A 24337-nucleotide genomic window follows, 5' to 3' on the forward strand; every position below is an offset into this window, starting at 1 on the left:
ACTTTAAAAGTACCATAAATTTGTTTAATAAAAGATATAAATATCTTTTATTAATAATAGAAAGATTAACTTAAAACTAAAGAAATGAAACTTTTAAAAACAGTGTGTTTATTAACTATTACAAGCTTGCTGCTAACAAGTTGTAAAAGTGAAGAGAAGAAAGAAATAGCTATGGTAGATACTGCAAACATCTATATAAAAGGAACGATAGATGCAGAATTAACTTCGCCACCCTTTGTGCCAGCGCCAGTTGGAGATAGAACTGCAAAAAAGCTGTTAGTAAACATGGAAATTCTTGAAAAGGAAGGTGAAATGACTGATGGTGTAAAATATGTTTATTGGACTTTTGGAGGTTCTGTTCCAGGGAGCTTTATAAGAACAAGAGTAGGAGATGAAGTAGAATTTACACTATCGAATCATCCAGATAATAAATTACCTCATAATATAGACATGCATGCGGTAACTGGTCCTGGAGGTGGAGCGACTTCTTCTTTTGTTGCACCAGGTCATAAAAAAACTTTTTCTTTTAAAACATTAAACCCTGGTTTATATGTGTATCACTGTGCTACTGCACCAGTAGGAATGCATATTGCTAACGGAATGTATGGTTTAATTTTAGTAGAACCAGAAGGAGGTTTACCTAAAGTAGATAAAGAGTATTACATTATGCAAGGAGATTTCTACACTAAAGGAGAAAATGGAGAAAGAGGATTACAACCTTTTGATATGACAAAAGCAATAAAAGAAGAAGCAGATTACGTGGTGTTTAATGGTAAAGTTGGTGCTTTAACAGGTGACGATGCAATTACTGCAAATGTTGGTGAAACGGTTCGTTTATATGTTGGTAATGGTGGCCCAAATTTAACTTCATCTTTTCATGTTATTGGAGAAATTTTTGATAAAGTACACATTGAAGGTGGAGATTTAATTAATACAAATGTACAAACAACATCAATTCCTTCTGGTGGCGCAGCAATTGTAGAATTTAAAGTAGAAGTTCCTGGAACATTTATTATTGTAGATCACGCTATTTTTAGAGCTTTTAATAAAGGTGCATTAGGAATGTTAAAAGTAACAGGAGAAGAAAACAAAAAACTATACTCGGGTGTAAAGCAAGAAGGAATCTATCTTCCAGAAGGAGGTACAATTCAAACAATGCCAGATAATACAAAGAAAGAAGTTGCTGTACAGTCTTCAAATAAGACATTGGCTCAGAAACTTAAAGATGGTAAAAATGTGTATATGAAAACTTGTTTTGCTTGTCACCAAGCAGAAGGACAAGGAATACCGAATGCATTTCCTCCTTTAGCAAAGTCAGATTACTTAAATGCAGATGTAAAAAGAGCTATTGGTATTGTTTTAAATGGTAAAACAGGTGAAATTACTGTAAATGGTAAAAAATATAATAGTGTAATGACCAAGCAAACGTTAACAGATGAAGAGGTGGCAGATGTTATGACCTATGTATATAATTCTTGGGGAAATAATAAAACAAACGTTAGCATAAATACAGTAAAAGAAGTTAAAAACAGTCACTAATTACTTAATTCAAATTCTATGAAAACTATTTTAAGATTGACAATTTGCATACTTTTTCTAAATTCAATGATCACAAATTGTCAATCTAAAATGGTACCAATTAAAGGAGGAAACTATATTCCACTTTACGGTAGAGATTCTATGAAAGTTTCTATAAATGATTTTTTGATGGATGTTTATCCTGTTACCAACAAGGAATATTTAGCTTTTATTAAAAAACACCCTAAATGGCAAAGAAGTAAAACTATTAAATTATTTGTTGATGGAAGTTATTTAAGAGAATGGAAAACAGATACAACTCTAAATGTAAATCAAAAATTAAAATCACCAGTTACTCAAGTTTCTTGGTTTGCTGCTAAAAGTTATTGTGAAAGCCAAGGAAAAAGATTGCCAACAGTAGATGAATGGGAATATGTAGCTATGGCAAACAAAACAATGCCAGATGCAAGAAAAGAAGAAGCCTACAATCAGTTTATTTTGGGATGGTACGAAAAGCCAAAAACATTTAATCAAACCATTGGTTCTACATTTAGAAATTATTGGAGAGTTTATGATTTACATGGTTTGGTATGGGAATGGACTTCAGATTTTAATTCTGTTTTAATTTCTGGTGAATCTAGAAAAGATGTAGATAAAGATAGTAATTTATTCTGCGGAAGCGCAGCCATAAATGCAACAGATTTAATGAATTATGCAGCATTTATGCGATATGCAATAAGAGGAAGTTTAAAAGCAAGATATTCCATGAGAAACCTTGGTTTTAGATGTGTAAAAGATGATAAAACAAATTAAAATGAAACAACTAACATATATACTATTAATTGTAACAGTTACATTATTCGTTTCTTGTGATAAAAAAGCAGTAAAAGAAAGTAGTAAGGTTGAATATCAATGCCCCATGAAATGTGAAGGGGAGAAAGTATATTCAGAAAAAGGTATTTGTCCTGTTTGTGAAATGGATTTAAAATCAAATTCAAGAAAAGCTTCAAAAGTAATAAGTGATGAAATTTCTGACGAATCTATCTTTAATTTAACGTCAAATTGGAATACAGAAGAAGGAAAATCAATCACATTAAAAGAACTAAAAGGTAAAACTTTGGTAATGGTGATGATTTACACTACTTGTAAAGCTGCTTGTCCTAGACTAACTGCTGATATGAGAAATATTGAAGGTAAAATTCCGGCTGAATATAAAAAAGATATTCAGTATGTTTTAGTGAGCATAGATCCTAAAAATGATACCCCAAAAAGACTAAAAGAATTTGCGATAGAAAATTACATTGATGGTGAAGAATGGACTTTTTTACAAGGTACAGAAATTGGAATTAGAGAGTTTTCTAATGTTTTAGCATTAAAATACAAACAAATTTCACCTTTAGATTTTTCGCATTCAAATATTATAAGTGTGTTTAATCCACAAGGAGAATTGGTGCATCAACAAGAAGGATTAGGTGTAGATAATAAAGAAACAATTACAAAGATTATAGAAACAGTTCAAAAATAAAATTATGAATATAACAGAAAATAACACTGTAGCAGAAGTTGTTACTAGCAATATAAAAACAGCAGATATATTTAAAAAACATGGAATTGATTTCTGTTGTGGCGGAGGAATTTCGATTAAAAAAGCATGTGAAAAAAATAATATTTCTTATGAAACTTTGGCAAAAGAACTATCAAATATGAACAATCCAGTTTCTAAGGCTTATAATTATGATAGCTGGAAACTAGATTTTTTAGCAGATCATATAGAGAATATTCATCATAGTTATGTTGCAGAAAGTACCCCCTTAGTATTACAATATGCAGAACGAGTAGCCAAAGTTCATGGGCATCATTATGCAGAAGTTATCAAAATTAATACCTTATTTAAAGCGGTTGCACAAGAGTTAGCTGCACACATGAAAAAAGAAGAGCTTATTTTATTTCCTTTTATTAAGCAATTAGTAAAAGCAGACAAAGCAGGTATAAAAGTAAAGACTCCACATTTTGGTACGGTAAACAATCCAATAAAAATGATGGAAGAAGAGCATGAAAACGCAGGCGATATTCTTAAGGAAATAAAAGAACTTTCTAACAATTATACACCACCAGAAGGAGCTTGTAATACGTTTAAAGCTTTGTATGCAAAACTAGAGGAGTTCGAGCAAGATTTACATCAACATATTCACTTAGAAAATAATATTTTGTTTCCTAAAGCAATTCTTTTAGAGCAAAAAAACAATCAATAATTTTCATTTTAAAATATTGAAACTATAATTTTATACTTAAAATTATGAAAAAAATAAACCTTATTACAATAATAACACTCTTTTTTACCGTTTTAATAACGGCTCAATCATTTAAGTTATCATCAGAAATTAGACCTCGTTTTGAAAACAGGCATGGTTACAAAACATTGATAAAGTCAGGGGAAGAAGGTGCTAATTTTATATCTCAAAGAACGCGCTTAAATTTTGACTACCAACAAGAAAAATTGACGCTTGGTGTTTCTTTACAAAACGTTAGAGTTTGGGGAGATGTAAGTACGTTGGCTTCTAAAGACAATGCAAATTCTTTTCATCAAGCGTGGGCAGCATATCAATTTACCGATAATTTTTCTTTAAAATTTGGCCGTCAAGAAATAATTTATGATGATAGTAGAATTTTTGGAAATGTTGGTTGGGCGCAACAAGCTAGAAGTTTTGATGCTGCTATTGCAAAAATAAAAACTTCAGAAAATGGGAAATTAGAATTGGGATATTCTTTAAATAACGATGCAGAGCAACTTACAAATTCAGTATATACAAATGTGGCTGGTTATAAAACGTTTCAATTTGCTTGGTATCATACAGCTATTAATAATTTAGGATTGAGTTTTTTAGCATTGAATAATGGTGTTGAGTTTTTGAATTCTAAAACCGAAGAAGAATTAAATTACTCCCAAACTTTTGGATCTAGAGTTACTTATAAGTTAGGTAAACTATCTTTAGATGGATCCGTTTATTTTCAAACTGGAAAGATTCTAGAGAATTCTGTGAGTGCAAACTATTTTGGTGGAAACATAAAATACAACGTTTCAGAAGAATTTAATTTTGGGCTAGGAGCAGAGTACTTGTCTGGAAAGGATATGAATGATACAAGTACTAAAATAAAATCTTTTAACCCTGTGTTTGGAACCAACCATAAATTTAATGGTTTTATGGACTATTTTTATGTAGGAAATCATATAAATTCTGTGGGCTTAGTAGATATTAATGCAACATTAAGTTATTCTAAAAATAAATTCTCTGCAAAAGTAATTCCTCATTTATTTTCGTCTGCAGCAGATGTTTACAAAGGAAGTTCTAAAATGAACACTAATTTAGGAACTGAAATTGATGTTGTTCTAGGATATAAAATTGCTGAAAACGTACTGTTAAATGGAGGTTTTTCTAAAATGTTTGGAACGGATTCTTTGGAAGTTTTAAAAAATGGAGATAGTTCTGCAGATAATTCTTGGACTTGGTTAATGATAACCTTTAAACCAACCTTATTTGCTACAAAATAGTTTTTTTTTAGTTAACGAAAAGTCTCTTTTAAGATGTAAATCAGGAAAAGAGACTTTTTTATTTTTCAAATTGTTTAATGATAATAGTCATGTTTTACGAAAGTAAATAAGAATACATTGTAGGCTTATTTAAAATATAAATTAAAAGATGAAAAGAACACACTCGTTTCATATCCCTGTAATGGGAATAGGGTTTACAATAGATTCACCTTTAAAAGTAGCTCAATATGGCATCGATTCCGTAATATCTTTGGTAGATGATATCTTATTAGAAAAGCTACGAAAATTGTATAGTGAGAAATTTGAAATTCCTTATAAAGAAATATCCGATAAAGTGGATGATTTTAGAGCAAAGAGAATTACTTCTTATTTAAATTTAATGCATGAACAAACTGAAGAAAAACTACATCAATTAAAAAATATATCTTCTATAAAAAGCAAGGCATTAAAAGACTATATTTTTATGTTACCTGAATATTCTTCGTTAAAAAAAGAATATGAGAAACTCACAGAAAATGGAATTCCTTTTTCTAGGTTAAAAGATTGGGTTTGTAAAAATTTAACTATGGGTAGTATAGATGTTAATATTATGACCAAGGTAGATAAAGGTAATTACCTAAATAAAGAACTATTACCTATTGAATATAATGACGCTCATGCTGCTTTAAGAGGGTATTCTAATAGTAAATTGTCTTCTTCATTAGTACTTTCTGCAGGAATGAACCCAAGATTGTATTCATACATCAGTAATTTTGATGATTTTTTTCCTGATGAAAATGGAAACATTAAAAAGAAAATAATTCTAAAAGTAAGTGATTATAGATCTGCTTTTATTCAAGGAAAATTTCTAGCTAAAAAGGGGTTATGGGTTTCAGAATATAGAATAGAATCTGGCTTAAATTGTGGTGGACATGCATTTGCAACCGATGGTTTTTTATTAGGCCCAGTATTAGAGGAATTTAAAGTAAATAAAGAATCTTTAAAAATTCAAACCAAAACATTATTGATTGAAGCTCTTAAGGAATCGAATAGAGTTTTACCTACTAAAGAGTTAGCTTTAAAAATTACAACTCAAGGTGGCGTTGGTACAGATGAAGAGCATTCTTTTCTAATGGAAGAATATCAATTAGATTCTGTAGGCTGGGGAAGTCCATTTTTATTAGTACCAGAAGCAACTAGCGTTGATGAAAAAACGATGGAAAAGTTAGCAAAAGCAAAAGAAGAAGATTTGTATTTAAGCAATACTTCGCCTTTAGGTGTTCCGTTTAACACACTTAAAGGAAATACAAAAGATTTAGAAAAGCAACAGTTTATTAATAAAAACAGACCAGGAAGTGCTTGTCCGAATAAATTTATCGCTTTAAATAAGGAATTTAAAGAATCAGGTTTGTGTACAGCTTCTAGAGAATATCAATATTTAAAATTAAAAGAGTTAGATTCTTTAGATATTTCAGCAGAAGACAAAGAGCAAAAGCATAATAAAATTATAGAAAAATCTTGTATTTGTGTAGGGCTAAGTACTGCTACATTAATTCTAAATGATATGAGTACAAAGAAAATTGGAGCCGGTGTTTCTGTTTGTCCAGGTCCAAATATGGCTTATTTTGAGAATATTATGACTTTACGTGACATTACAGATCATATTTATGGCAGAAAAAATATGATGACTCGCACAGACAGACCAAACATATTTATTAAAGAGTTATCTCTTTATATTACACACTTACAAGAAAAAGTAGCTGATGTAAAGACCAGTATTGATAAAAAACAATTACGATATTTATTGAAATTTAAAAATAATTTAGAAGAAGGTATTCGTTATTATGATAAATTATTTAAGGCTCAGAAAGAGTCTTTTGTAAATCAAAAAGAAGCGCTTTTAAATGCACTTCAGATAGAACAGAAGAAGTTAATTTTAGTAGGTGTAGCAATAGAAAATATTTAATACAGTATCTATAGAATACAAAAAAAGCATCTTTTAAAAATTAAAAGATGCTTTTTTTGTATTTATAAATTAATAGATAATTATCTATTAATAGTTTGTTTTCTATCTGGACCAACAGAAACTACTTTTATAGGAACACCTGTTTCTTTTTCAATAAAAGCAACGTAGTCCAATAAATTCTGTGGTAATTGATCTGCAGAAGTCATTTTTGTTAAATCTTCATCCCAACCTTTAAATTCAGAATAGTTTACAGAGATATTTTCTGGCTCGATGTTGTAAGGAAAATGAGAAATTTCTTTTCCTTGATAATTATAAGAAGTACATACTTTTAAGGTGTCAAAACCAGAAAGTACATCTCCTTTCATCATAATTAACTGTGTAACTCCATTTACATCTACGGCATATTTTAATGCTACTAGATCTAACCAACCACAACGTCTTGCTCTTCCTGTAGTTGCGCCAAATTCATGACCAATTCTAGCCATTTCAGCTCCATCTTCATCAAACAACTCTGTTGGAAAAGGACCAGAACCAACACGTGTTGTGTAGGCTTTAAAAATTCCAAAAACTTCACCAATTTTATTTGGTGCAACACCTAAACCTGTACAAGCACCTGCGGCTGTTGTGTTAGATGAAGTTACAAAAGGATATGTACCAAAATCAATATCTAACAAAGAACCTTGCGCTCCTTCTGCTAAAATTGTTTTTTTATCTTTTATAGCTTGGTTTAAAAACTCTTCACTATCAATAAATTGTAAAGTTCTTAATTTGTCGATTCCTCTATCAAACTCGGCTTCTAACTCATCTAAATCATATTCAATTTCAATGTTAAAATAATCTAACATTCCTAAATGTTTCGCAGTTAAAGCGTGGTATTTTTCTTTCCAGTTTTCTAACTCTAGGTCTCCAACACGCATTCCATTTCTACCAGTCTTGTCCATATAAGTAGGGCCAATTCCTTTTAAAGTAGAACCAATTTTTGCTTTTCCTTTAGACGTTTCTGAAGCTGCATCTAATAACCTGTGTGTAGGTAAAATTAAATGTGCTTTCCTAGAGATTAATAATTTAGAAGTATAATCAATTTTATGCTTGTCTAAATTTTCTAATTCCTTTTGAAAGATAACAGGATCTATAACTACGCCATTACCAACAACATTTAATGCTGTTTTGTGAAAAATTCCTGAAGGAATTGTATGTAAAACGTGTTTGTGTCCATCAAAAATTAATGTATGTCCTGCATTTGGGCCTCCTTGAAAGCGTGCAATAATATCATAGTTTGTTGTTAAAACATCTACAATTTTACCTTTTCCTTCATCTCCCCATTGCAATCCGAGTAATAAATCTACAGCCATTAGTTGTGTTAATTAGTTGTTTATTGTTGTATTGTTAATTAAGAATTTTTCTTTTTTGTTCCGTAAAAATAGAGGGAATGATTTTTAATATCAATATCAAAAATATCTTCAATTGTTTTTTTGATAATTTGAATCCTAGGGTCACAGAATTCTTTTACCTCACCTGTATCTGTAAATATTACGTGATCATGATTTTTATCGAAGTAACTTTTTTCATAACGCGCCATAGATTGCCCGTCAAATTGATGTTTTCTTACCAAACCACAATTCAACAAAATTTCTATAGTGTTGTAAAGCGTTGCTCTACTAACTCTATAGTTCTTGTTTTTCATCTTAATATAGAGAGACTCTATATCAAAATGTTCATCTGCATCATAAATTTCTTGAAGAATAGCATAACGCTCAGGCGTTTTTCTGTGCTTATTCTCTTCTAAATATGACGTAAATACTTTTTTTACTACTTCTTGATTTTCAAGAGAATTACTCATTTTCTTAAAATTTTTACGAAAGAACAAATTTACAGTTATTTCTGAATAAAATACTTTTTTTGAATAGGATATTTACAAACTATTCACGCGATCTACTTTTTTAACACCTTCTACTTTCTGAATACTTTTTATTAGTTTGTTTAATTGGCTACTATTCTTAACGCTTAAGCTTATTTTACCTTCAAAAACGCCTTCATTACCAGCAATATTTATACTATTAATAAATACGCCCATGTTGCTAGAGATAATTTTAGTTAAATCGTTAATAATACCTCTATTATCTACACCACTAATAAGTAAAAAGACTTTAAAGTCTTGCTTGGTAGAGTCTATCCATTTTGCAAGCATAATTCTATAAGCGTAGTTAGATTGCAATGAAATTGCATTCGGACAATTCTTTTTATGAACTTTAATACCTTCATTAATAGTTAAAAAACCAAAAACACTGTCTCCAGGAATAGGGTTGCAGCATTTAGATAGTTTGTAATCTAGTTTTTCTTCTTCTTTTCCAAAAACTAAAGCATCATATTTACTTGTTACTTCATCAGATTCTACAATCTCTTTATTACCGGAAGGAGTTCTTCTTAATTTTGTTTTAAAGAAATTAAGGATTGTACTATTTCTTTGGGCAACATATGTTTTTAGGTTTGTGTTATCTATAGCTCCACTACCAATTCTATAAAATAAATCGAAACTTGTTCTTATCTTAAAGAAGCTAACGAGCTCATTAATTGTCTTTTCATTAAAAGGAATTTTTAAATGACGTAACTTTCTTGTTAAAATAGCTTTCCCTTCTTCTGCAATTTTCTTTTCTTCATCTTTTAAAGCGGCTCTAATTTTTGTTTTTGCCCTTGCAGTAATAACGAAATCTAACCATCTTGAATTTGGTTTATTGGTTGAAGTTGTAATAACCTCTATTTGATCGCCACTTTTTAAGGTATGGCTAAGCGGTACTAATTTACCGTTTACTTTTGCTCCTCTACATTTTAAACCAACATCTGTATGTATAGAAAAGGCAAAATCTAAGGCTGATGCATCTTTTGGTAACGATTTTAAATCTCCTTTTGGTGTAAATACATAAATTTCCTTTGCATATAAATTCAATTTGAATTCTTCAACAAAATCAACAGCATTTAAACTCTGGTTTTCTAAAGACTCTTTTAATTTGTTTAACCAAGTCTCTAAACCGCTCTCATTACTGTTTCCTTGTTTGTATTTAAAATGAGCTGCGTAGCCTTTTTCTGCAATCTCATTCATTCTACTAGAACGAATTTGTACTTCTACCCATTGTGCACTAGGCCCTATAACTGTAATGTGTAAGGCTTCATAACCCGTAGATTTAGGTTGCGAAATCCAATCTCTTAATCGTGTTGGGTTTGGTTTAAAATAATCTGTTACAATGGTGTAAATTTTCCAAGCATCAAATTTATCATCACCAGAAGTAGGTGTATAGATAATTCTAATTGCATATTTGTCATATACTTCTTCGAAAGTAACATTTTGCTTTCGCATTTTTCTACGAATAGAATAAATGGATTTAAAACGACCTTTTATATCGTATGTGAAATTCTCTTTATCAAGGCCTTTTTTTAATGTTTCCGCAAAAGTTTCTAAGTATTTTTTTTGATCCTCTTTGCTCTCTTTTATCTTGGTAACAATATCATTAAAAACTTCTGGTTCTGTGTATTTTAAACCTAAATCTTCTAGTTCTGTCTTTATATTGTACAAACCTAATCTGTGAGCCAGAGGCGCATAAATATATAATGTTTCAGAGGCAATTTTTACTTGTTTATAAGCAGGCATTGCATCCATAGTTTGCATATTGTGCAATCTGTCTGCAATTTTTATCAAAATAACTCTCACATCATCATTTAATGTTAAGAGCATTTTTCTAAAGTTTTCTGCTTGTATAGAAACGTCTTGTTCTTTATTTAAACGAGAAATTTTTGTGAGCCCGTTTACAATTCTAGCAATGGTTTCTCCAAACAATTGCTCCATATCATCTATGGTATAATCGGTATCTTCTACAACGTCATGTAACAAAGCTGCAGCAATAGAAGTTGCGCCCAGTCCAATTTCTGTAGCAACAATTTTTGCCACTGCAATAGGATGAAAAATATAAGGTTCGCCAGTTTTTCGGCGTTGTTCAGAATGTGCATCTACAGCAATTTCAAAGGCTTTTCTTATAAGTTTTTTATCTTCTACAGATAAAATTTCATAAGTACCTTTTAGCAGATGTTTATATCTGCTTGCAATTTCCTTATTTTCTTCTTCTATGGTTGCTGTGTATTGCATAAATTACTTTGAAGATTTATTATTAATAATCTTAAGTGAATTTAGGAATAAGAATTTTAACAAACAAGTTTTTCGTTTTCTAAATTTATGAATATTATTATTTACTATTTTTGCAAAATGAAAAACATTCGTTTAGTTTTAGTATTACTTTTTTTAGGTTTAAATGCATATTCGCAAGATAGAGGTAAAAAAGAGAATCTTTTTGAGATGCAAAAAGTGAAGGTGATAATTGATATAGATAAAAATGTTTTTACAAACGTTTATGCAAATATGTATGTTTCAAAAAAACCAAATGCTTTAGTTGTTGCATTATTTCTACCCATTTCTTATAATCAACAAAAATTAAAATTAGATGCTTTATTTGTATCAAAAAAAATGAAGATTAAAGGGGAGAAAATGATACGTGGAAAGAAAGTATTATTTATGAAAGGAACTATTAATAAAGAAGGAATTGATTTTATAAAGGAAGTCTATTATCTTAAATATAATAAAAAAACAAGTATAGAACTTACAATAATGTTAGATATTAATGCGGACGCTAAGTATAAAAAAATGATTAATGAAATAGTTTATTCTGTTATAGAAAAGAATTAGTTTTTCAAATTTTTAATTCTTTCCAACAAAGTTGGATGTGAATAGTGCATAAAAACATACGCAGGATGAGGGGTTAAATTACTCAAACTATTTTTCGACAATTTTTTTAGTGACGTAATTAAAGGTTTTGAAGCAAAAGTTTCTTTGGCAAAATTATCTGCTTGATATTCAAATTTTCTTGACACGTAATTCATAAACAAACCTGTAATTTCAGATATTGGCGAATATAAAATTCCGAATGCTATTAAACCAATATGAAAACTAGGTTTCGAAACTTCCAAAGCTTCAGAGAACAATGGAGAATTGACAAATAGAGACAAAATAAACAGCGTAAAGCCCGTTAGAAGAATAGATGTTACCAAATTAAAAACAATGTGTTTTCTCTTGTAATGCCCAACTTCATGTGCTAAAACAGCTACTATTTCTTCGGTTTCTAAATCGTTTATCAAGGTATCAAAAAGTGTGATTCTTTTCTGAGAACCAAAACCAGAAAAATAAGCATTTGCTTTTGTAGAACGTTTAGAGCCATCAATCACAAAAATATTATTGATTTTAAAACCAACTGAAATTGCATATTTTTCTATGGCGAACTTTAATTCTCCGTCTTCTAAAGGCGTTTGTTTGTTAAATAGTGGTACAATTAGTTTTGCATAAAACATATTCATAAACAAAGAGAAAACAGCTACTAAAATCCACGCATAGATCCAGAAATTTTTTCCTGTTTGCTGGTAAAACCAAATAATGATTGCTAAAATTCCGCCACCAATTAAAATAGTCATCAACCAACCTTTTAGTTTGTCTAACCAAAATATTGCTTTTGTAGATTTATTAAATCCGAATTTTTCTTCTATAACAAATGTTTTGTAATAGGAAAAAGGTGTTGTTAAGATGTCTGAACCTAACATAATAATTCCGAAGAAAATAAGTGCGACTAAAATAGGATTGTCTGTAAAACTTCTTGCAAAATCATCTAGATATTTAAATCCGTTTGCAAAAAAGAAAAGAAGTGTTAATGCAAATGAGAAAGTACCGCTAATATTAGAGAATTTCTCATTTGTCTTTTTATAGGCTTGCGATTTCTTGTATTCGGTTTTATCATAAACATCTGCTAATTCTGTAGGAATTTTATCATCAAAATGTTTTGCATTTAACGTATCTAGAATTTTATCAATAATAAAACTAATGACTAAAATGGAGATTAATATGTAAAATAGGGTAGTTGGAGTCATTTGTTTGTTTTTGAAGTTTAACTAACGGTTCTTTATAATAATAGAAAGGGATCAAAATCCACTTGTTTTCGGGTTCATATTTAGCCAAGTTTATAATTTTACTTTCAAATGATAAATTTGGTGTACTATCTTTCTTTTTGACACACACCTTTATTACTTTTTGTTAAGGGCCATTATTTCTTGACTTATTTGACTGGATGGATAAGAGTCAACATAGTACCACTTCTCATTTATTTTTTCAATAAATAAAAAATCTCTACAAACTCTTTCAGATTTACACTCAAAACTAATTAAATAACAAGCTTTGTCTTTTTTTTCATTAAAGGTTGGCCTAAAGACTCGAATACCTTCCATGCAAAACAAGGAATCCTGACAACCCGAAGATTTATCAATGAATTCATAATGTCCTTTATTTAAATCGGTTAAGTTAATAACTCGTTTTAATTGCTTAGAATCTATTTGCTTTTTTATCAAATCAACGAATTCGATACTAATAGGCCTATCGAGTCTAACGAATCTATTTCGTTTAAATTCATCTCTTAAAGATTCCTGTTTTTTTTTCCAATCACCTTTTTTCCTCAAGTCTTCGTATGCCATTGGCTGATACGAATATTGGTACAAGGTGTCGATTGTTAAAACTTGAATTTTTTTTGAAGTGATTATATTTTTTATAGAATCTGCATATGCATTTATCTTTTTTACGTGTTTTGGATCTGGATGAGAACGCAAGGCATTGTACATTACGTTATAGGTATCGTTACCTTTTAAAAATGAGGCCACTGAATTTGGATTGGTATTTAAATAAAACGGTAAAGTTTCATGAATAACAGCAATTTCTAGCGAATCTTTTTCATTTTGAGAATACAGAATGTTCGAAAACACAAACATTATATATAATAGCCATTTTTTATTCATCATTTTTATTTAATTACATCTTGGGTTAACACGTATCTGGTTTCGTTTTAGCGCTTAGCGAAGCGCTATTTTTAAGTTTAGAGGCAGAACAAATTGGCTTTTTATTTTTTTTGAATTTGAATTGAAGAAATTGAAAAGAAGTAGAAATACCGTTTATTTACACTTTTTACTTGCATACATTGCAGCACCAATAATACCTGCATTATTTCTGAATTCAGCAACTTTAACGGTTACATCTGTGGTTAGATATTGTTTAAAATCGTCAAATTTTTTGCTAATTCCGCCGCCCAAAACAATTAAGCTTGGTGTGAAGACAATACGAACATATTCTAACAAAGAATCGAATCTTTTTGCCCAATCTTCTAATGACAAGTCTTCTTTTTTTCGTACAGAATCGGCTGTGTGAAACTCAATAATTTCACCATTGGTATGTAACATTCTACCAACTTCTAAATTCGGAATTAATTTTCCATCATAAAATAAGCCAGAGCCAATGCCTGTGCCAATTGTAATTACAAGTACAACCTCTTTTTCATCTTTTGCAGCACCTAAACTTACTTCAGCTAAACCAGCCAAATCTGCGTCATTACTTACATAAAATGGAAGTTTGCATTCCTTTTTGAATAATTTATCTACTTTTATATTCAACCATTTCGGACTCAAATTACCAGAGTGAATGCATTTGCCGTCTACAATTGTTGTAGGAAAACTACAGCCAACTGCTTTTTTCCAATCGAAATGTGCAATCATTTCATTTACAACCTTAGCAACTGCTTCTGGTGTTGCAGGTTTTGGTGTTGCAATTCTAAATCTTTCAGTTAGTAATTCGCCTGTTTTTGTATTTACGATAGCTCCTTTAATTCCAGAACCACCAATATCTATCCCTAACATTTTCATACTTTATATTTTAAAATCTCTTTGTCTTTTTGCTTCAAATAAAACAATGGCAGCAGCAACAGAAACGTTCATAGAGTCTATTTTTCCTTGCATTGGTATGTTTATATTCTGCGTCGCTTTTTCTCTAAAAACAGCAGTTAACCCCGTTGCTTCTGTACCTACAACAATTGCAGATGCTTCTGTGTACTTTTCTTTGTGATATTCGTTTGAATTCTGTAAAGTGGTGGCATAAATTCTAACATTATTTTCTTTAAGAAATTCGATGATTTCTTCGGAAGTTCCTATTGCTATTTGATTTGTAAAAACACAACCAACACTAGATCTAATAATATTAGAATTGTACAAATCGCTTTTAGGGTTTGCAATAAAAACAGCGTCTATATTTGCTGCATCTGCGGTTCTTAGAAGGGCACCAATATTTCCTGGTTTTTCTACACCTTCAGCAACTAATATTAACGGCTTCTTATTTTTAAATTGAATGTTTTCTAAAGAGAAGTTTTTTGCTTTTGTAACGGCAATTATTCCTTCCGTAGAATCTCTATACGCTAATTTTTGATAGACTTCTTTAGATATTAAGATTCTATTTATATTTGAATTAAAGAGGTGTAAAACTTCTTGTTCAGAAATTAATCCATCAAAATATAAAATAGTGTCGAACTCATAATCTGCAGCAATTGCAAGTGATATTTCTCTTTTTCCTTCAATAATAAAAAGTCCTGTTTTTTTACGTTCTCGAGATTTCTCTTGTAATTTTAGAAGCTCTTTAATATAAGAATTTTGTATACTCGTAATTTCTTTCATCGATACAAATATACCTAATTATAGGTATTGTGAAAACAGACAATTTGTACAATATTTGTAAATGTAATGAAACATAAACTTTTAGGTGAATCACCTAAAAACTTATTGCTAAGAAAAAGAAGATTGTTTAGTTTTTTTACTGTTAACTGTTTTTAACGAAAAAGGCTCGCGAATAGCGAGCCTTTTTTGATTTTAATAAAACAATTTATTTTGTTTTATATTTGTTAGAGTACCGTTTCCAAAGTTCTGTTTGGTGTGTTTCTAAACTAATTTTTCTACCTTGAATGAAAGCATTTGTTAAAATATTACCACGCATTTCTAAAGCATCTCCTTCAGAAATAAATAAAGTTGCGTCTTTACCAACTTCTAAAGAACCTGTAAAAGAATCGATTCCTAAAATTTTAGCGGTATTTAACGTAATTAACTGTAAAGCGACTTCTTTGTCTAAACCAAAAGCAGCAAAAGTACCTGCGTAAAAAGGAAGGTTTCTAGTATTCATACGTTCCATTTGTCCTTCCATACCCAAACTAACCAAAACACCTTTATCTATTAAAGTTTTAGCAATCGTATACGTAGAATCATAAGAATCATCTTCGCTATTTGGATTTCTGTGAGGTCTTTCTAAAATTACAGCAACATTATTTTTTACTAATAAGTCTGCTACTTTATCTGCATGTTCTCCACGAACAATGGCAAGGTTATTAATACCTAATTCTTTAGCTATGGTAATAGCATCTGTAATTTCTTTTTGTCCGTTTACGTGAATAAAAAGTTTTTTAGAACCATTAAATAAACCCTGTGTAGCTTGATAAGGCAAGTGAGTTTTCTCTTTATTACCTGCTAAATAACCTTTAGCATTCATCAAGTAAGATTTTATATCCTCAATTTTTCCAGCATATTTAGTATCTGGTTTTAAAGCAGGATCTTCTCCTAACCACCATCTTCCGCTAGTAAAACTAGAAGGCCAATTCATGTGAATACCATCATCTGTTTTAATTGAAGCGTCTTCCCAATTCCAAGCATCTAATTGTACAATAGAAGATGTACCAGAAATAGTACCGCCTCTAGGAGTTACCTGTGCCATTAAAACACCATTTGGCCTCATAGATTCTACAAGTTTACTTTCTGAATTATAAGCTATTAAACTTCTAATATGCGGATTCATAATACCAATTTCATCTTCGTCATCACTTGCTTTTACAGCATCTATCTCTACCAAACCTAACGTAGCATTTGCAGCAATAAAGCCAGGATATACATGTTTTCCTTTTGCATTTATAACAGCTCCTTGTCTTGCAATTTTTACCATTGCGCTACCAACAAACGTTAATTTACCCTCGTTAAACATAACTAGAGAATTCTCTATTACTTGTCCGTTTCCTAAATGTGCCGTTGCACCTTCAATAGAAAAAGCGGTGGTTTGTTTGTCTGCAGGTGTTTGTTGTGCGATACTATTTCCTACTAAGAAGAAGAATAGCAAACTATATATTATTTTTTTCATCTTTTTTAGTTTTTAAGTTCTTCTAAAGTATCACAGTGAAAATTTATATCTTTTCTTTTCATTGGTGCTTTTGTTTTACCACCATTCATTTTTTCATTCATCATCATGGTAATCAATCTACTTTTTTCTATCTTGATAGCTTCACGTTTTTTAATGTCTTCAGCTCTGTCAAAATAAATAGTACCATCTACAATTGTCTTTTCTACTTTTGCATAAATAGACATTGGGTGATGGCTCCATAAAACAACATCTGCATCTTTACCTTCTTTTATACTACCCACTTTATCATCGATATGTAATAATTTAGCAGGATTGATAGTCACCATTTTCCATGCTTCTAATTCAGACATGCCACCATATTTAATAGTTTTAGCTGCTTCCTGATTCAAACGTCTAGACATTTCTCTATCATCAGAATTTATAGCAACCGTTACACCAGCATTGTGCATAATTGCAGCATTGTATGGTATTGCGTCATTAACTTCGTATTTGTAAGCCCACCAATCTGAAAAAGTAGAACCACCAACACCATGTTCTGCCATTTTATCGGCAAGTTTGTAGCCTTCTAGAATATGTGTAAAAGTGTTGATTCTAAAATTGAATTTCTCAGCAACTTTCATTAACATGTTTATTTCTGATTGTACATAAGAGTGACAAGATATAAAACGTTCTCCGTTTAAAATTTCAACCAACGTTTCCATTTCATCATCTTTTCGATACTCTTTACCACTTTTCTTTACAGCTTCATACTCTTGTGCTCTTGTAAAATAATCGGTAAACATTTGTTCAACACCCATTCTTGTTTGAGGAAAACGGACTCCATTAGAGCTTCTAGATTGTTTTACATTTTCTCCCAAAGCAAATTTTATAAATTTTGGTGAATTGTCATAAATCATATTTGCAGCACTTTCTCCCCATTTCAGTTTAATGATTGCAGAACGCCCACCAATTGGGTTTGCAGAACCATGTAATATTTGCGAAGAAGTTGTTCCTCCAGAAAGGTTTCTATAAATATTGATGTCATTAGGATCTATTACATCTTCCATCGTTACTTCTGCAGAAGAGTTTTGTGCACCTTCATTAACAGCAGAAGCTGCAATATGAGAATGTTCATCTACAATACCAGCAGTTAAATGTTTTCCTGTTCCATCAATTTCTGTTGCTCTTCTTGCTTTTAAGTTTTTACCAATTTTAGATATTTTACCATCTTTTAAAAGAACATCTGTATTTTCTAAAATACCTGCATCTTCACTTGTCCAAACCGTAACATTCTTAACTAAAATAGTTTCCGTTTCTGGTAACTTATAATTTCCAAAACCAAGATTAGGATAACTTACTGGAAGCACCACAATAGCATCTTCTTTCTTTTTCTTATCTTCTTTTTTCTTACTGTCTTTTTTTACTTTTTTACTTGCAGACCAAGAAGTTTCATTTCCTTGAGTGTCAAAAGCAGTTCCTTGCATTACATTGGCAGCGTTTATAACTTTACCCATCATTCTTGTGTAAACACTATCTTCATTTAATGTGATTGCAATCCAATCATCTGTGAAAGAAAATTTAGATTTTACTTTCTTATCACCCATTTTAATAGCACCCGTTTGTTTAGCACCTTTACCAGAAATAGTTAAATCGTAGTTTTTACCATTTACAGATAACATGTAATTTCCTGTAATGTCTTTAATAGTCATATCATTTACTACATTTTTGTCTCCCTGAACCCAGTTTTCATAAATGGTAGTTTTTGCATCAAAAATATCTCCAGAAGTTACAATAAAGTTTGCATAACTTCCTGTATTTAAGTTTCCGATAGCATTGTTACCAATAATAGTTGCAGGAATTGTAGTTAAAGAAGCCAACGCTTTTTCTTTATCGAAACCATACTTAATCGCTTTCTGTAAGTTTTTATGAAAAGACTTTACAGATTTTAAAGAACGTGTAGTTAATGCAAAATTAACGCCGTTTTCTGATAATACTTTTAAGTTAGATGGTTCTTGATTCCATTTACGCATGTCTCTTAAAGAGATTTGTTGCGCTAAAAGCGGATTAGAAACATCAAAAGCATTACTAAAGTTAATAGGAATTATAAAGTTTGCATTAGTTCCTTTAATGTCACCAATTCTTTCAAATTCGTCACCAGAACCAACAATAGTGTACTGAATTCCGAATTCATCACCCACTTTATCTGCTCTTAAAGCATCTAATAGATTCCCTGTTTCAAAAATCTGAACCAAGTTTTTATTACTATTTAAAGCTTCTAAAGCCAAATCTTTATTTTTCATGTTGCCATTTGCATACCAAGCAGCATCATTATACATTTGACGTAATAATGCCATTGCACCCATTCTAGAACTAGGATATGCTTGTCTAGAAGTTGCACTTTTAGAAAATGATAAATATTGAGCAGATTTTGTATCTAACATTCTATAAGCATCCGAAGAATTAGGATTTAATGCAATTAGTAACCCGTTTCCACGAATAATACCATCTTGCATATGTGTATTTACAACACCAAAACCTGCGCTTATCAATTCTTTTGCTTTTTTAGAATCAAAAGAGAAATTTTTTATAGGATTTACATCTGGTCTCACGTGATCGTTCCAGTAATAACCTTCACGAGAAGCTGCATATTGTGTACTTCTAGAGTTGCTAGAAGCTCTTTTGGGTTTTTTAATTCCAAAATCTGAATACAAATCGATAAAAGAAGGATAGATTGTCTTTCCTGAAAGATCTACAATTTTTGCGCCTTTAGGAATTTTAACAGATGTACCAACCTGTATCACTTTACCGTTTTCAATTAGTAAAGTGGCGTTTTTAATCACCTTTTCTGGTGTCACATAAATAGTCGCATTGGTAAATGCTGCTAATGTGTTGTCTGTTGTTTTTACTCCTGCATCTGTTGGAAAATAATCTTGCGAATGCAAAGAAATTGACAACAAAAACGAGAAGAATAAGAGTAGTTTTCTCATAAGTTTGATATAGTTATTTGAATTAATTGCGTTAAATTTAATTAGAAGCAATTTGTAATTTGTTAAAAGAAATTACTTTAACAAAAATTTAAGAAATTTAGATATCTTTAGAAGTTTCTAAATAAGTGATTAATAAATCTACCACATAATTATAAGATTCAATTCCTTTGTCTTGTTTATTCGCTTTTAAATAAGCATTGTAGCCTTTTTTTACAATAGGCTCAAACGGATTTTTATATTCTTCCCAAAATAGATAACTAGCGTTAAAATCTTTCCAAATTCCTTTGTTTACATTTCGCCAAAGCTCTTTGGATTGATTTTTGTCTCGTTTTCTAAGTTCAGAAATACAATAACCCAAAGCCATTCTATAACTTGCATATTTAAAATAAAGATCGTCATTATATGTAGCTGCTAAAAAACCAACAAAATTAGCTTCATTTTCTGCTGCGAATCCTATTTGATGTGCCATTTCATGACAAACCGTTGTTGGATAACTCGTTTTAGGAATTCGATCATTTACTTGTGCCTCACCCGTTATAGGATTCAAATAACCAGAAGTACCATTATAAGTTTGTAATAAACTCATTAAAGAACTCTTTACAGATTTGTGTTGATATTTTAACTGCGGAAAATCTACTGATAAATTTTTATAACCTGCAATTGCCATTGTGTACATTTCTTTTGGGTGATACTTATTTTCAACCTTTAAAGTATCGTTTTTTGTAATTTCAAATTGATAGTAATTCAGTTTTTCGATTATTTGTTCTGTCACTTTTTGAAGTTGTGCAGTGGTGTATTTTTTTTGTTGATATTGTAGGTTTTTCGCCAAAGGTTCTCTGTAATAGTTTAATCCCCAGAAAAGATAAAAGCAAAAATAAAGGATCGATAAAATTGCAGTAAAATGAATAATCTTAGGAACAAAATTTCTGAATCGCGTTTTTATCAATCGAATTATAAAACGAAGAAAAATAAATAGTAGAAAGGCAAGAAGTACATCGCCAAAAGAAAAAGGAAGCCAACCCAGTAGAATTCTTAAAAAATAAGCAATAGGAGGATAGATTCCGTTGGAATAATAACGCTCTATAAAGGCAGGGTTTTTGGCAGCTATTTGTACTAATAACACCTGAATTGGAAGAAAAATAGTTAGAAAAAGATGTCTTTTATTTATTTTCATTTGGGTAAAAATAAGAATTCAAAATAGAAGTTGACTGGTTATTAACAAGATAATAACAATTTAGTTTACAATAAATGTCAACAAATAAAAGTTACAATTTAGAAACATCTAACAAAGTAAAAAAGTACATTTGTAGCCATGGAAAAAACGAAGGCAATCGAAGGGAAAAAGATAGATAAAAGTAGGATTATCAGTCTTGAAAAAGGAAAGATTCCGCCGCAGGCAGTAGAACTAGAAGAAGCTGTGCTAGGTGCAATGATGATTGATAAAAAAGGAATTGATGATGTAATTGACGTCTTAAGTGCAGATGCTTTTTATGATCAGAAACACCATGAAGTCTATGCTGCTATTTATGAATTGTTTCAGAATTCTGAACCGATTGATTTATTAACGGTTTCTAATCTGTTGAAGAAGAACGGAAAATTAGAATTTGTTGGTGGCGATTTATTTTTGATTCGTTTAACTCAGAAAGTAGCCTCTTCTGCGCATATTGAGTTCCATGCTAGAATTATCCTTCAAAAATTTATTCAACGTAAATTAATTTCCATTTCAAGCGAGATTATAGAAAATGCGTATGATGAAAGTACAGACGTTTTCGAATTATTAGATGATGCCGAAGCAAAACTTTTTGAAGTTACCCAAGGTAATTTAAAAAAGAGTTCTGAAGCTGCAGGTTCACTAGTAAAACAAGCATTAGCGAAGATTCAAGAAATTGGAAATTCGGAAGGAATGTCTGGTTTAGAAACAGGTTTTACCAAATTAGATGCGTTAACTTCTGGTTGGCAACCGTCCGATTTAGTAATTATAGCCGCACGTCCTGGTATGGGAAAAACGGCATTTGTAATTTCGATGGCAAAAAATATGGCAATTGATTTTGGTCATGGTGTTGCAGTATTCTCATTAGAGATGTCTTCTGTACAGTTAATTACACGTATGATTTCTTCGGAAACAGGTTTGACTTCAGAAAAATTAAGAAAAGGAAATTTAGAGCCTCATGAATGGGAACAATTAAATGTAAAAGTTAAGAAATTATCGGATGCACCTATTTTTATTGATGATACGCCTTCTCTTTCTGTATTCGATTTACGTGCAAAAGCAAGACGTTTGGTTTCACAACACGGCGTTAAAATTATTGTAATTGATTATTTACAATTAATGACTGCTGGTGGAAAAGCTGGTGGAAATCGTGAACAAGAAATCTCTATGATTTCTCGAAATTTGAAAGCCTTGGCAAAAGAATTGGAAGTTCCTGTAATTGCACTTTCTCAGTTATCACGTGCTGTAGAAACGCGTGGAGGAAGTAAAAGACCTTTATTATCCGATTTACGTGAATCTGGTGCAATTGAGCAAGATGCAGATATTGTATCATTTATTTTCCGTCCAGAATATTACGGAATGACAGAGTGGGATGATGATGAGCATACGCCATGTGAAGGACAAGGAGAATTTATTGTTGCAAAACACAGAAATGGTGGATTGGATAATATTCGTTTGAAATTTACAGGACATTTAGCAAAATTCTCTGATTTAGAAGAAGGTTTTAGTTCAGAATTTCAATCTTCTATGAATGCAGATTTCCCTGATGATCCTTTTTCTGAAGGAGGAGGAATTGATCCAAAAGACGCTTTTGGTGATACAGATGTTCCTTTTTAAATATTAAAGAATTTATAAAATTATAGAAATACACAATTGCTTCAGAGTAATTGTGTATTTTAGTTTTTGATATGAAAAAACTCTTAACAATTCTAGCATTTCTATTCATTTCAAACTCAATTTGGGCATCTTTTATATATGTACCCATGAATAGTGATAATCAGAAAAACCATTTAAAAGCATACGGAATTATCTTTTTCTCTTTAGAAGCGGGTTTAAAATCGAAATGGTTATTAAATTACGATGGAGGTGCATTTTTAATTGAAAACAATAAAATTGTAGAAAACGAATGTAAAATTCGAGGTGTTTCTTATCAAGTTATTTCTGATGCAAAAGCGCAATTGATTTTACAAGAAATTGCAGCACCATCTTCTAATCAAGATGCGGTAACTTTAGAAAAAGCACCTAAAATTGCTGTGTATTCACCAAAAGACAAAATGCCTTGGGACGATGCTGTAACCATGGTTTTAACCTATGCAGAAATTCCTTTTGATGTTATTTACGATAAAGAGGTTTTAGAAGATAAGCTACTCATTTATGAATGGTTGCACTTGCATCATGAAGATTTTACAGGTCAATATGGACGATTTTATGGTTCTTTTAGAACAGCACCTTGGTATATTGAAGGAAAACAAAGGGCAGAAAAATTAGCAAAAGAACTTGGGTATTCTAAAGTTTCACAAGAAAAATTAGCAGTTGCTAAAAAGATTAGAGATTATGTTGTTGGTGGTGGCTTTATGTTCGCCATGTGTTCTGCAACCGATAGTTTCGATATTGCACTTTCAGCAGAAGATGTTGATATTGCTGAAGCAATGTTCGATGGAGATGCCTCTACACCAAATTATCAATCTCAAATAAACTACAATAAAACATTTGCATTTAAAGATTATCAATTAATTAGAAGTCCAACTACCTATGAGTTTTCATCGATAGATATGACGAGCAAGCGTAAAATTACTAAAACTTCAGATTATTTTTCTTTGGTCGAATTTTCGGCTAAATGGGATCCGGTACCAACCATGTTAACGCAAAATCATACCACTTTAGTAAAAGGATTTATGGGGCAAACAACTTCGTTCGATAGAAATACAGTAAAAAGCAATGTCTTGGTTTTGGGTGAAAATAAAGTGAACAGAGAAGCACGTTACATTCACGGAACCAAAGGAAAAGGAATGTTTACTTTCTACGGAGGCCATGACCCGGAAGATTACACACACAGAGTTGGTGATCCAAAAACTGAATTGGATTTACACCCAACTTCACCTGGTTATCGTTTAATTTTGAACAACGTGTTGTTTCCTGCAGCAAAAAAGAAAAAGCAGAAAACATAATTTATTAATTGTTTTTTTTGGCGTTCGAGCGGGCTTTTCGCTACAATCTTTTGCCTTAAAAAAGGCAAAAGGATTTTCACTTCAATCCCTAACGCACTCAATCAATACCAAGAAAAAAAAATTATTTA

19 protein-coding genes are annotated in these 24337 nt (G+C 30.9%); 9 read left to right on the forward strand and 10 right to left on the reverse strand.

Going from position 1 to position 24337, the window contains the following annotated elements:
- Nucleotides 1–84 precede the first annotated feature (84 nt).
- The 6 genes from nirK (at nucleotide 85) to CW731_RS01565 (ending at nucleotide 7013) form a co-directional block, all read left to right on the forward strand.
- Nucleotides 85–1539: a copper-containing nitrite reductase gene (nirK, locus tag CW731_RS01540; protein ID WP_100945061.1), complete on the forward strand. Its 1455-nt coding sequence runs from the start codon at nucleotides 85–87 to the stop codon at nucleotides 1537–1539.
- A 66-nt stretch (nucleotides 1540–1605) separates the two neighbouring features.
- On the forward strand, nucleotides 1606–2331 hold the full coding sequence (locus CW731_RS01545; protein WP_232734702.1) for a formylglycine-generating enzyme family protein: 726 nt from the start codon (nucleotides 1606–1608) through the stop codon (nucleotides 2329–2331).
- Nucleotide 2332: 1 nt separating this feature from the next.
- Nucleotides 2333–3043, forward strand: coding sequence for an SCO family protein (locus tag CW731_RS01550; RefSeq protein ID WP_100947594.1), 711 nt, complete (start codon nucleotides 2333–2335; stop codon nucleotides 3041–3043).
- Nucleotides 3044–3047: 4 nt separating this feature from the next.
- A complete protein-coding gene (ric, locus tag CW731_RS01555) occupies nucleotides 3048–3770 on the forward strand; it encodes an iron-sulfur cluster repair di-iron protein (protein ID WP_100945063.1) in 723 nt (240 codons plus the stop codon).
- Nucleotides 3771–3814: 44 nt separating this feature from the next.
- On the forward strand, nucleotides 3815–5068 hold the full coding sequence (locus CW731_RS01560; protein ID WP_100945064.1) for an alginate export family protein: 1254 nt from the start codon (nucleotides 3815–3817) through the stop codon (nucleotides 5066–5068).
- 148 nt (nucleotides 5069–5216) lie between these two features.
- Nucleotides 5217–7013 carry a hypothetical protein gene (locus CW731_RS01565; protein WP_100945065.1) on the forward strand — a complete coding sequence of 599 codons (1797 nt, stop codon included), beginning with the start codon at nucleotides 5217–5219 and terminating at the stop codon, nucleotides 7011–7013.
- Between the two features lie 80 nt (nucleotides 7014–7093).
- On the opposite strand, the gene CW731_RS01570 is transcribed toward CW731_RS01565, so the two are convergent.
- From CW731_RS01570 to CW731_RS01580, 3 genes are all read right to left on the reverse strand, one after another.
- Complete coding sequence (locus tag CW731_RS01570; RefSeq protein WP_100945066.1) at nucleotides 7094–8365, reverse strand: adenylosuccinate synthase; 1272 nt, start codon at nucleotides 8363–8365, stop codon at nucleotides 7094–7096.
- Nucleotides 8366–8403: 38 nt separating this feature from the next.
- Complete coding sequence (locus tag CW731_RS01575) at nucleotides 8404–8853, reverse strand: Fur family transcriptional regulator (RefSeq protein ID WP_100945067.1); 450 nt, start codon at nucleotides 8851–8853, stop codon at nucleotides 8404–8406.
- Between the two features lie 72 nt (nucleotides 8854–8925).
- Nucleotides 8926–11148: a bifunctional (p)ppGpp synthetase/guanosine-3',5'-bis(diphosphate) 3'-pyrophosphohydrolase gene (locus CW731_RS01580; protein WP_100945068.1), complete on the reverse strand. Its 2223-nt coding sequence runs from the start codon at nucleotides 11146–11148 to the stop codon at nucleotides 8926–8928.
- Between the two features lie 117 nt (nucleotides 11149–11265).
- Here CW731_RS01580 and CW731_RS01585 point away from each other — a divergent pair, with 117 nt between their 5' ends.
- Entirely contained in the window at nucleotides 11266–11742 is a 477-nt protein-coding gene (locus tag CW731_RS01585) for a hypothetical protein (protein ID WP_100945069.1), read from the forward strand.
- Here the strand turns inward: CW731_RS01585 and CW731_RS01590 are convergent.
- The 7 genes from CW731_RS01590 to CW731_RS01620 form a co-directional block, all read right to left on the reverse strand.
- Nucleotides 11739–12971 carry a M48 family metallopeptidase gene (locus CW731_RS01590; RefSeq protein ID WP_100945070.1) on the reverse strand — a complete coding sequence of 411 codons (1233 nt, stop codon included), beginning with the start codon at nucleotides 12969–12971 and terminating at the stop codon, nucleotides 11739–11741. The genes CW731_RS01585 and CW731_RS01590 overlap by 4 nt on opposite strands.
- 153 nt (nucleotides 12972–13124) lie before the next feature.
- Nucleotides 13125–13889, reverse strand: a complete 765-nt coding sequence (locus tag CW731_RS01595) for a hypothetical protein (protein WP_157812167.1) — start codon at nucleotides 13887–13889, stop codon at nucleotides 13125–13127.
- Between the two features lie 150 nt (nucleotides 13890–14039).
- The gene (gene ppgK / locus CW731_RS01600; RefSeq protein ID WP_100945072.1) at nucleotides 14040–14783 is read right to left on the reverse strand and encodes a polyphosphate--glucose phosphotransferase; all 744 of its coding nucleotides are present in this window, start codon (nucleotides 14781–14783) and stop codon (nucleotides 14040–14042) included.
- 3 nt (nucleotides 14784–14786) lie between these two features.
- Entirely contained in the window at nucleotides 14787–15584 is a 798-nt protein-coding gene (locus tag CW731_RS01605; RefSeq protein WP_100945073.1) for an RNA methyltransferase, read from the reverse strand.
- 205 nt (nucleotides 15585–15789) lie between these two features.
- Complete coding sequence (locus tag CW731_RS01610; RefSeq protein WP_100945074.1) at nucleotides 15790–17085, reverse strand: amidohydrolase family protein; 1296 nt, start codon at nucleotides 17083–17085, stop codon at nucleotides 15790–15792.
- 5 nt (nucleotides 17086–17090) lie between these two features.
- Nucleotides 17091–20051: an amidohydrolase family protein gene (locus CW731_RS01615; protein WP_198519840.1), complete on the reverse strand. Its 2961-nt coding sequence runs from the start codon at nucleotides 20049–20051 to the stop codon at nucleotides 17091–17093.
- A 97-nt stretch (nucleotides 20052–20148) separates the two neighbouring features.
- Nucleotides 20149–21225, reverse strand: coding sequence for a DUF3810 domain-containing protein (locus tag CW731_RS01620; RefSeq protein ID WP_100945076.1), 1077 nt, complete (start codon nucleotides 21223–21225; stop codon nucleotides 20149–20151).
- Between the two features lie 138 nt (nucleotides 21226–21363).
- Between CW731_RS01620 and dnaB the strand changes: the two genes are divergently transcribed.
- Entirely contained in the window at nucleotides 21364–22878 is a 1515-nt protein-coding gene (gene dnaB / locus CW731_RS01625; RefSeq protein WP_100945077.1) for a replicative DNA helicase, read from the forward strand.
- 71 nt (nucleotides 22879–22949) lie between these two features.
- Nucleotides 22950–24209 (forward strand): asparagine synthetase B, encoded by a 1260-nt coding sequence (locus CW731_RS01630; RefSeq protein WP_198519841.1) that lies wholly within the window; start codon nucleotides 22950–22952, stop codon nucleotides 24207–24209.
- Nucleotides 24210–24337 lie beyond the last annotated feature (128 nt).

Source organism: Polaribacter sp. ALD11 (assembly GCF_002831685.1).
Taxonomy (GTDB): domain Bacteria; phylum Bacteroidota; class Bacteroidia; order Flavobacteriales; family Flavobacteriaceae; genus Polaribacter.

What these genes read in the sequence shown, in the direction of transcription:
- CW731_RS01590 (WP_100945070.1), bottom strand. Translation starts at nt 12,971, where the DNA reads ATGACTCCAACTACCCTATTTTACATATTAATCTCCATTTTAGTCATT.
- dnaB (WP_100945077.1), top strand. Translation starts at nt 21,364, where the DNA reads ATGGAAAAAACGAAGGCAATCGAAGGGAAAAAGATAGATAAAAGTAGG.
- ppgK (WP_100945072.1), bottom strand. Translation starts at nt 14,783, where the DNA reads ATGAAAATGTTAGGGATAGATATTGGTGGTTCTGGAATTAAAGGAGCT.
- CW731_RS01620 (WP_100945076.1), bottom strand. Translation starts at nt 21,225, where the DNA reads ATGAAAATAAATAAAAGACATCTTTTTCTAACTATTTTTCTTCCAATT.
- CW731_RS01570 (WP_100945066.1), bottom strand. Translation starts at nt 8,365, where the DNA reads ATGGCTGTAGATTTATTACTCGGATTGCAATGGGGAGATGAAGGAAAA.
- CW731_RS01630 (WP_198519841.1), top strand. Translation starts at nt 22,950, where the DNA reads ATGAAAAAACTCTTAACAATTCTAGCATTTCTATTCATTTCAAACTCA.
- CW731_RS01575 (WP_100945067.1), bottom strand. Translation starts at nt 8,853, where the DNA reads ATGAGTAATTCTCTTGAAAATCAAGAAGTAGTAAAAAAAGTATTTACG.
- CW731_RS01580 (WP_100945068.1), bottom strand. Translation starts at nt 11,148, where the DNA reads ATGCAATACACAGCAACCATAGAAGAAGAAAATAAGGAAATTGCAAGC.
- CW731_RS01560 (WP_100945064.1), top strand. Translation starts at nt 3,815, where the DNA reads ATGAAAAAAATAAACCTTATTACAATAATAACACTCTTTTTTACCGTT.
- CW731_RS01595 (WP_157812167.1), bottom strand. Translation starts at nt 13,889, where the DNA reads ATGATGAATAAAAAATGGCTATTATATATAATGTTTGTGTTTTCGAAC.
- CW731_RS01615 (WP_198519840.1), bottom strand. Translation starts at nt 20,051, where the DNA reads ATGAGAAAACTACTCTTATTCTTCTCGTTTTTGTTGTCAATTTCTTTG.
- CW731_RS01550 (WP_100947594.1), top strand. Translation starts at nt 2,333, where the DNA reads ATGAAACAACTAACATATATACTATTAATTGTAACAGTTACATTATTC.
- CW731_RS01565 (WP_100945065.1), top strand. Translation starts at nt 5,217, where the DNA reads ATGAAAAGAACACACTCGTTTCATATCCCTGTAATGGGAATAGGGTTT.
- CW731_RS01610 (WP_100945074.1), bottom strand. Translation starts at nt 17,085, where the DNA reads ATGAAAAAAATAATATATAGTTTGCTATTCTTCTTCTTAGTAGGAAAT.
- CW731_RS01585 (WP_100945069.1), top strand. Translation starts at nt 11,266, where the DNA reads ATGAAAAACATTCGTTTAGTTTTAGTATTACTTTTTTTAGGTTTAAAT.
- CW731_RS01605 (WP_100945073.1), bottom strand. Translation starts at nt 15,584, where the DNA reads ATGAAAGAAATTACGAGTATACAAAATTCTTATATTAAAGAGCTTCTA.
- nirK (WP_100945061.1), top strand. Translation starts at nt 85, where the DNA reads ATGAAACTTTTAAAAACAGTGTGTTTATTAACTATTACAAGCTTGCTG.
- ric (WP_100945063.1), top strand. Translation starts at nt 3,048, where the DNA reads ATGAATATAACAGAAAATAACACTGTAGCAGAAGTTGTTACTAGCAAT.
- CW731_RS01545 (WP_232734702.1), top strand. Translation starts at nt 1,606, where the DNA reads ATGATCACAAATTGTCAATCTAAAATGGTACCAATTAAAGGAGGAAAC.